Annotated in this window: 7 protein-coding genes, 2 tRNA genes and 1 pseudogene; 2 read left to right on the forward strand and 8 right to left on the reverse strand. The window is 64.6% G+C overall.

The genetic code is table 11. The annotated features are described in order from the left end of the window. Positions 1–25 precede the first annotated feature (25 nt). From ACFQ4H_RS29400 to ACFQ4H_RS29415, 4 genes are all read right to left on the reverse strand, one after another. The gene (locus tag ACFQ4H_RS29400) at positions 26–2,389 is read right to left on the reverse strand and encodes a tetratricopeptide repeat protein (protein WP_377577158.1); all 2,364 of its coding nucleotides are present in this window, start codon (positions 2,387–2,389) and stop codon (positions 26–28) included. Between the two features lie 185 nt (positions 2,390–2,574). Next, positions 2,575–2,820, reverse strand: coding sequence for an acetylxylan esterase (locus tag ACFQ4H_RS29405; RefSeq protein ID WP_377577161.1), 246 nt, complete (start codon positions 2,818–2,820; stop codon positions 2,575–2,577). Between the two features lie 47 nt (positions 2,821–2,867). After that, on the reverse strand, positions 2,868–3,635 hold the full coding sequence (locus ACFQ4H_RS29410; RefSeq protein ID WP_377577164.1) for an alpha-ketoglutarate-dependent dioxygenase AlkB: 768 nt from the start codon (positions 3,633–3,635) through the stop codon (positions 2,868–2,870). Between the two features lies 1 nt (position 3,636). Next, entirely contained in the window at positions 3,637–3,951 is a 315-nt protein-coding gene (locus tag ACFQ4H_RS29415) for a hypothetical protein (RefSeq protein WP_377577167.1), read from the reverse strand. 82 nt (positions 3,952–4,033) lie between these two features. Here ACFQ4H_RS29415 and ACFQ4H_RS29420 point away from each other — a divergent pair, with 82 nt between their 5' ends. Continuing rightward, positions 4,034–4,624 carry a hypothetical protein gene (locus ACFQ4H_RS29420; RefSeq protein WP_377577169.1) on the forward strand — a complete coding sequence of 197 codons (591 nt, stop codon included), beginning with the start codon at positions 4,034–4,036 and terminating at the stop codon, positions 4,622–4,624. A 652-nt stretch (positions 4,625–5,276) separates the two neighbouring features. On the opposite strand, the gene rox is transcribed toward ACFQ4H_RS29420, so the two are convergent. The 4 genes from rox to ACFQ4H_RS29440 form a co-directional block, all read right to left on the reverse strand. Continuing rightward, positions 5,277–6,806 carry a rifampin monooxygenase gene (gene rox / locus ACFQ4H_RS29425; RefSeq protein WP_377577172.1) on the reverse strand — a complete coding sequence of 510 codons (1,530 nt, stop codon included), beginning with the start codon at positions 6,804–6,806 and terminating at the stop codon, positions 5,277–5,279. 581 nt (positions 6,807–7,387) lie between these two features. Then, a tRNA-Arg gene (locus ACFQ4H_RS29430) sits at positions 7,388–7,460 on the reverse strand. Between the two features lie 35 nt (positions 7,461–7,495). Then, positions 7,496–7,585, reverse strand: a tRNA-Ser gene (locus tag ACFQ4H_RS29435). 199 nt (positions 7,586–7,784) lie between these two features. Further along, positions 7,785–8,099, reverse strand: coding sequence for a hypothetical protein (locus tag ACFQ4H_RS29440; protein ID WP_377577174.1), 315 nt, complete (start codon positions 8,097–8,099; stop codon positions 7,785–7,787). 91 nt (positions 8,100–8,190) lie between these two features. Here ACFQ4H_RS29440 and ACFQ4H_RS29445 point away from each other — a divergent pair. Next, positions 8,191–8,674: pseudogene (locus tag ACFQ4H_RS29445) on the forward strand (hypothetical protein); the annotation flags it as partial.

Consider the following 8,674-nt stretch of genomic DNA (forward strand, 5'->3'; position numbering starts at 1 on the left):
GGGCCGTTCTCTGTGGAACCGCCCTTCAAGGTCGTCCCAGCAGCTTGCGCGTGGCCTCGGTGGCAGGGTGCCGTGGGTCGAGGTATCGGATCTGATCGTCCAGAAGCTGCCGGAGTACCCGCGCTGCCGCGCGATGACGTCCCTGGCCATGTAGCGCACGTCCGAGCCAGTAGCGCGGTCGGCTGTCCAGGGTCTCGGGGTATCGGGAACCGAGTAGCCGGACACGGATCTTGATGATCTCGTGAAGGAGCTGCTCCGCGTCACGGAAGCGGCCGTCCAGTACGTACAACTCGGCCAGTGAATGACGGGCGTCCAGGGTCTCCACATGATCGCTACCGAGCACATGTTCCCGAGCAGCGATCACCCAACGGTAGATACGCTCGGCTTCGCCTGGCCGCCCGGATCGCCCAACAGCCCAAGCAAGGCAGCAGCGGCTGTGCAGGGCGTCGGGATGCAGCTCGCTGAGTGCGTCGACCCGGGCGTCGAGGACCGCATGGAGTTGCGCTTCGGCGGCGGGCCAGTCACCCAGCCTGCCGACGGCCCACGCGAGCTTGTGACGGGTGTCCAGCGTGTCGGGATGCTCGGCTCCGAGGCTCTGGGATCGCGCGTCCCGCACCCGCAACAGCTCGGCATGGGCATCCTCCCAGCGACCGTGCCGGCCAATCGCCCATGCACGCTCGTTGCGTAGGTGAAGCGTCGCCGGATGGGTTCCGCCGAGACGATTGGCGTGGTTGAGCGCCCTGTCCGCGAGAGCCTCAGCAGTTGTTTCGAACCCACCCCAGGCATAGGAGGCGACCAACTGGGCCGTCGCCGTCGACAGCTGCGCAAGATGAACGGGGTCAAGGGCATCCGCAACCTTGAAGAGTTCCTGAACGTGCGGTGCCAGCAGTCCGAACCAGCGCCAGTCATTGTGGTCGTCGAACCGTAGTGGTGCGGCGACCGCCGCGATGAGTTCGACGGCCGTGTTCAGGATTGCGATCCGGTCGAACGGTGTCGCACCCGTCCGCGCCCCGCCATCGACGTTCGCACGGTTCGTCTCGGCCACGACCGGATGCAGGGCAACCATCCCGTCGCGGGTGTTCAGGTCAGGCACCTCCGGCTCGGTGATCAAGCTCTGATCAGCCAGGCCTGCCAGCCCCTCTTGCACCCGCCTCCGTACGTCGAGCGCATCTGACGCGCTGTCGCAGCCGACCAACGCACGGATCGGATCTGCGTACAGGAGTCTCGCCGGAATCGGGGCGACTGCTGAGTAATGGGACAACATTCGCAGCAGTGGTCTGCACTGTGGCAGGCCGTGGCTGGCGAGGGCGGTCAGGGACATCTCCCACGTCAACATCACGTTCCGACGATGGTCCGCCTCGTGGCCGATCCGACGGCCGGCGGTAAGTACCCGGTCGAGTCCCAACTCGTTCAACGACTCGCGGTAGTCGTCGAACGAGTCCCAGATCGAGAACGGGGACGCCAGGTTGGTTCCGGCCAGATGCAGCGCCAGAGGTAGGTAGCCCAGGTCGTGGGCAAGCATCTGTGCTTCGGCCCAGCCACCAGCATCGGGTGCCATGTCCATGAGCACCTGGGCTGCGTCCTCCTCAGCCAGCAACTCGACCTCGTGCACCTCGGCGTCGTTGCCCCACAACCGCTGCTGGTTGATCCGGCTCGTCACCAGAACCAGTCCTCGGTCTCCGCACCGCGCCATGCCCGAATCGCGGAGATGACCCGCAGTGCTCGGATCGTCCACGTTGTCGAACACGAGCAGCCACCCCGGTGGCGCCTGACTGAGCAACTCCCACAATCGTTCTCGCGCACGTGGTGCCTCTGACCTGATCGCCATCAGGTGGACGTGGTTCGCTCCCAACTCTGCGGCTAGGCCCACGAGTCCTTCGGTAAGGCTCGGGGTGTCCTTCGCGGAGATCCACCACGCCGGCCGACCGTTACGTTGAGCAAACCATCGACACATTTCTCCTGCAATCGTCGATTTACCCACACCTCCCAGACCAGCCAGAATTTGTAGTTTGCTGGAGGGCTGGCACGCCGCACGCCGAAGCCGCTGCAAATGGCGGTCGCGGCCCCGTACCCGCTGCGGCATGTCCGAAGTCGGCGCTGCCAGCGAAGCACCAGCGAAGATGTGGGTCGATGGAGATGGCGCGGCCGGTATCTGCTCTGCGACCTGCGGCCTGCGCACCGCTCCGCGTTTCAGCCAGGCCAACCCCGCTGCCAGCAGGGTCACTGCGGCCGCGTATCCGCTGATGACGCCCGCCCACTTGTCCGCCCTGTCCAGCCCCTGACGGAACAGGAAAACCGTCGATAGCACCAACGCCAAGATGATCAGGCTGGAAAAGACCAGCACTACGGCGACCAACCAACGGGAGGCAGTTGATTTACCGTAACCCATGCGTTCATCATCACGTGCCGCCGCTTCTTTTCAGTAGCCGGCACGGCTGACCTCCACACCCTACGATCTCAGCCGACAGCGATTCAGCAGCCATCATCTTGATGGCCGCATACCGCATTTTTCCGCAGGAACCGCACGCCAACGAGATCGACAGCGTCGTCCCGTTCTCCGGTAGAGCTCGTTCGTCAGGGATTTCTCGCCCCGAACGTCTCGTGCAGCCAGGCAAGCTGCTCAAGCTGATGATCGCCTTCGCCACCTTCGTGGTCGTTGAACTCGTACACCCGCAGCCCCTTTCCACCGCCGTAGCGGTGGTAGGCGGCGAAGCAGGTCGAGGGCGGGCAGACCTGGTCCATCATCGCGATGGAGAACAACGCGGGCGCGGTGGCCCCACACTGGCGGGTGCCCCGGGCCCACCGCCAACGGGCGGCCACCTGGCGTGCGTACCGAACCGGTGCCGGCGCGCTGAACTGCGGGAAGGCTAGTTCCCAATGGGTTCGGGCGGCATCAGATCGCTCTCGCTGATGGTGTACGTCAGCTGAGGGTAGGTGAAGTCCGTCTCCTTGTTCTCACGGCGCCGCAGTTGGTAGAACTCGTTCCTCTGTTCGTCGTCGGCCAACGTGAGGCGTGCACCGTCCGGGAAGTAGGTATGTCCGTCGCGAAACCGTACGAAGGTCTTTGACGTCCGGAAGGTGAAACCCAACCACTGGTTATCAGCCGTCTGGGCAGGTGTGTCCAATACGATCTTGTGCTTGAACCGCCGATTGGTGTCGACGGAGAACACGACGACACTATTGTGAGTCAAGGGGACCTCGAAATTGCCGCCACCGGATCCCTTCGATTCGACGATCAGCTTCCTCGGCGAATTGACCAGCTCCGGATGCTTGTAGCAGGAGAAGACGGCAATGAACGACTGGTCCGCCAGATCGAGAGCCTGGTCGGAATGACTGCCCATAGTCCTGTATGCGTTCGTATAGTTCTCGACAAGGGCGTTGTTGAGGTCAGCAGAAAGCCCCGCACGTTCTTGAATCTGCCGTGCCAGCCGCTCGTGCACCATCCGGAAACGTTGCGCCGGGGCACTGTACCGGGTGGTGGTGCGTACGAGAGGCACATTTCCCGTCTCGTCGACCCTGACCAACACGGTTCCTAGCCGACCTTTTCCCACATCTTCAAACCGAGTCGATGAGAACAGTTCATCGAAAGGATTCCCTTCCGTGGGCAAGGTGTACGAGCGAATCTCATCCGACATTCTATATTCGGGGGGCAATGTAGTCTCCCGTGTTCATACTGAAGAGAAACTTGTCGCCGTAGTCGATGAAGGCTTGGGTCTTGTTCTCCTCGACGTACAACCTGCGCAGCTCGTTCATGCCCTCGGTCGTGGGTGGCTCCAGCTTCACCAGATTTCCGCCCCTCTTGAGGAACGTCTGGCCGTCCCTGTGAACGGCTTCGGCGCTCGAACAGCGAACCACGTACCCGAGGCGGGTCGGGAGCAACTCGACGTCCAGGGTCGAGGGCCTGATCTCGTGTGTGTACAGGCGGTTGGTGGAGAGCGGCATGAAGAACACGGAGTTGGGATACAGGGTCAGGGTGAACTGCGGGGGGGAGCGCGTGTCCGGCGTGTTCTTCGGTTGACTCTTTGAGACGAAAATGGAGCCTGGTCAGCCCGCTGACACCTTTCAGACCGTAATCGAAGGCATCTTCGGTCAGGGGATTCAGCTTATCGAGTTGGTCGTAGAAGGTGCAGAAGGCCATGATGCCGTTGACGGGCATGTCCTTGGTCTTGTCTGCATGGGACGAGATCTTGGCCTTGGACTGCTTACGCTCTGCGGTGGTCGAGGTGTTGTGGTAGACCTGCGCGAGGACGTGATTCAGCGGTGCCTGGTTCCGGAACATGAAGGCGGCCTCGTGGTTCAGGGCATCGACGATCCGCGCGTCGGTCGCGCGAAAGTTCTCGGTCGGCCCCGAGAGGTTCGTGGAGCACCGGAGCAGGCGGAAGTGCAGTTCGTCACCGTCCTCCGTGACGGGGGTCAGATAGATTCCGGTGCGATGGGCCGTCCCGGACTTGGTGGACTCCGTGAGGGACTGGAACGCGTGCTCCGTACAGATCCGGTCGAAGTGGTCGGAGTCGGAGCCGAAAAAGCGCCGGTAGTACACGCCGACGCCGTGTACTCGGATGGGAACTTGGCCGAGGTCTACCAGCGTCCAAGGCTTGCCATGACCCTCGTTGTAACCGTGTGAAAACTCCCGGATGACGAACACCCGCGCAGCCGCATCGAGTTCGTGGCCGCTGACCCTGGAGATGTCGCCGCACAGGTAAACGGTTTTCTGAGCGAAGTCGTGCGAACCGGAAGAAAAGTCGTCCAGAGTGATTACGGACCCGAAAAAGTCACTGATCAAGCCATTGTCTTGCAACGTCGACGGTACGACCAAGACGTTGCTCGCATCCTCGATGCGCGCTTCTTGTCGTTCTGTTGTGTGCATCAAACCGTACCTGCCATTCGAGCCTGCGACACGAACCCGCACAGAACCAGCCGGATGGGTCGGGAGTCGAATCCACTGTGGCCTACTCGGCCCGCGCGGTACTCCACCCCCGACTCCCAATCCACGTTTCCCTGCCTGTCGTTTTTACTTCCGTCTTCCAGGGATTTCGCCGCGCCTCCCCCTTGGACCTGCCCAGTCAACCATCATCGGCATTCGATGGCGATCTCGTTTTCCACGAAGTTCCACGGCGGAGAACGTGAGAGTACCGTCCGGCAGCCGACCACGCCCTGGTCGTCCAACGGGCCGTCTGTCCAGCATGAACAACGGGGGCTGCCACCCGGCACCCCGACTGCCCGTTCCGGCCGTTCGTTCTCCCGTCGCACGCGCCCTTTCGGTTGCTCGGGCGGAATCAGTTTGCGGGCTTGCCGAACCAGCGGGAGAGGTGGTCGTCCAGGTCCTGCTGATCGTCGCCGATCCAGGCGACGTGGCCGTCGGGGCGTAGTAGGACGCACGGAACATCCAGCACCGCAGTGGGATCCGCGAGGTAGTCGACCCGATCGGACCAGCCGCCGACGGTCAGGCGTTCGGTGCGGTCCAGCAGCAGGCCACGGCCACGGTGCAGCAGACCGTAGAGGTGGCCCTGTTTCACCTTGATGTCGCGCAGGCGCCGGCCAAGCAGGTCCGGGCCGGCGCCGAAGTCGTAGCGGATGCCGATCGCGGTGATCTTCTCGATCAGATGGCGGTTCACCACGTCGAAGTCCATCAGCTCGGTGAGCAGCCTGCGTACGGCCTGGGGTCCGGGTTCGGTGGACAGCAGTTCCATCTGGGCGCGGGTGTTGTCCAGCACGTCCTCGGCGACCGGGCGACGTTCGGCCTGGTAGGTGTCCAGCAATGTTTCCGGTGCCCAGCCGCGGATCTGTGCGGCCAGTTTCCAGCCGAGGTTGAACGCGTCCTGAACGCCCAGGTTGAGGCCCTGCCCGCCGGTGGGTGGATGGATGTGTGCCGCATCGCCGGCCAGCAGCACCCGCCCGACCCGATAACGTTCGGCCAGCCGGGTGGCATCGCCGAAGCGGGACAACCAGCGCGGGGAGTGCACGCCGAAATCGGTTCCGGCGATGGCACGCAACTGTTGCTTGAAGTCCTCCAGGGTGGGCGGTTCAGCACGATCGCTGACTCCCGCAGCGGGGACCACGACGCTGTAGACCTCCCGACCGAAGGGCCTGAGCCAGAACCGCTTGTTGGTCTCGGGGATCACGGCCATCTTGGCGGCGATCTCCTCCTGCGGCACACCCACTTCCATCTCGCCCATCAGCGTCTCGGTCCGCGAGGGCTCACCGGGGAACCCGACGCCGAGCAGTTTGCGCACCGTACTGCGCCCGCCGTCACAGCCGACGAGATAGCGCGTACGCAACTGTTCACCGTCGGCCAGCTCGACGGTCACCCCCTCGTCGTCCTGCTCGAAGCCGGCCACCGCACAACCGCGTCGTACCTGCGCGCCCAGTTCGATCGCATGTTCTTCGAGCAGGTGAACGATGACCGGCTGCGGGATGCCCAGCAGATAGGCGTACGCGGAATCCAGGCCCTCGGGCACGGGTTTGTTGATGGCGGCGAAGAAGCCGGCGGCCGGACGCTGTCTTCCGCGTTCGAGAACGCGTTCCAGCAGCCCGCGCATTGCCATCAGTTCGACACTGCGAATGTGCAGACCAACTATGCGGACGAACGACACGGGCTCGGTTTCCTTCTCCAGGACGAGTACCCGCACGTCGTGCAGTCGCAGTTCGGCGGCCAGCATTGCGCCGGTCGGCCCGCACCCGGCAATGATCACGTCGAACGTGAGGGGCGCGCGATTGGTGCCGGAGGCCGGCGATGGGAGTCCGGGGACGTCGCCCACGGTGGGGTGGCGCTCGACCGTATCGGTCGACGACGGCTCGGCGGTCATCTGCAGAGAGTGCAGGGAGTGCATCCGTGTTGCCTTTCGGGAGTGCCTTGTTGGCGAGGCGCTCCCGGCGACACCTACGTCAATCGCCCGACCGTGACGGGAAGGGGGAGCACCCACATCGATACCGCGTTCATGGGTCTCACCTCCTCGGGCCTTGTTACGGTCGACTGCAAGCTACAAGCCCAGCATCGTCCCGTCCACTCCTTTTCCCCGCGTGATCACGACTTCATCCGGGCCAGTGCGGTTGCAGGGCCAATCCCGCGTGGCTGCCCGGCCGGTCCCGGTCCCGGTCCCGGTCCCGGTCAGATCCTGGCTACCCCGAAGGCGGATCGGCTCTTGGAAGGCGTCGACGAGACGGAAGGTGCACATAGCGAGTCTGGACAGCACTCGCTGGGGCGATCAGGGAGTACCGCCAGGCAGCCTGAACCGATCTTCAAACCAAGGTCACGACGCTGGACGAGTTTGGCACGTACGGGATGTTCGTCGCACGGACGCCATTCGAGCCCCAACCATCCACAAGGGACGGCAAAGCAAAAGAGGCCCGACTGCCATTTTGGCAGCTCGGACCCCTTCTGATCTTGCGCGCCCGAAGGGACTCGAACCCCTAACCTTCTGATCCGTAGTCAGATGCTCTATCCGTTGAGCTACGGGCGCAGGTGCCAGATCAGTTTACACACCGACCTTTAGCGCGGAGACTCCGGGATTCGAACCCGGGTGGGGCTTTAAGACCCCTCCGCATTAGCAGTGCGGCGCCATAGACCAGACTAGGCGAAGTCTCCTCGGTGTCCTGTAGACCACCGCCGGTCGAGAATACACGGCCGCTGCTGTCCGGGGCAAAGCAGCTATCAACCCGACCGCCAGAGGGGTGCCACCGAGGGTGACGCAGATCATCTTTTCGAATCGCGGACGCCACTCCCGTCGATGCGTCAAAGGCGGAGGAGATCCATCCGCCGGGCTAGGCTCCCTGGTCATGGAGGATCAGTCGCCCGCCGAGCCCTCGAACGGCACCGAATCGTCAGCGCAGCCGAAGCCACGCCCGCAGGCAACGAAGCGGACAAAGTCCACCACCGGAAAGGCGTCCACCCCGCAGACGGCCGCCACTGCCGCGGCTGGTCCGGCCGATGCCGAGTCCGGCAGCACCCCGAAGAAGGCCCGTACGACACCGCCGAGGCCACGTACCGGCCGGAGCAAAAGCCCCGAACCCGAAGAAGTGGGCACACAGGGAGCCACCCCGTTGAGGCCACCGAGGCCGAGGAAGGCGACCACCGCGAAGGCGGCCAAGCAGACAGCCAAGCCTGCGGCCACCACAGCGGCCAGTCCCGCGCCGACGACCGTCGCCGCGCCGGAGTCCGACCCGACGCCCGGGCGTACGCCGGAACCGGCCGTGCTCCCGATCAGTGCCCGGGTCCTCGCCCACCCCGGCTACGCACCCGAACTGCTGGCCAGGGCCGCTGTCGACACGCTCGGGCCGGCGGCAGCCGCCTGGGCCCGACGTACCCGGGCCGCGTACCCGTCCGCATCGCCCGATGGGCTGGCCCGACTGGCGACCCGACATTTCGCCCGTTCTGCCTGCTTTGGGGGTGCCGCATCCATCGCCGCCGGCGGCCTGCTGGCCCCGCTTGCCGAGTTGGCCGTCATCTCCCGGGCACAGGCCGGCCTGGTGCTGCACCTGGCCGCCGTCTACGGGCAGGAGCCGACTGATCCGGACCGGGCCGTCGACCTGCTGGTGCTGACCCGGGTACACCCGGACGACGAGAGCGCCCGTACCGCACTGGCCGCCGCCGGACAGGTCGGCCCGGAGGGCGAGCAGCCGGCGTACCGGATGGCGGAGGCCGCATGGCGGTTGGCCGCGCCGATGGCGGCCCGGG

The sequence above is a fragment of the Micromonospora sonneratiae genome (assembly GCF_042679305.1).
In the GTDB taxonomy this organism is placed as follows: domain Bacteria; phylum Actinomycetota; class Actinomycetes; order Mycobacteriales; family Micromonosporaceae; genus Micromonospora_H; species Micromonospora_H sonneratiae.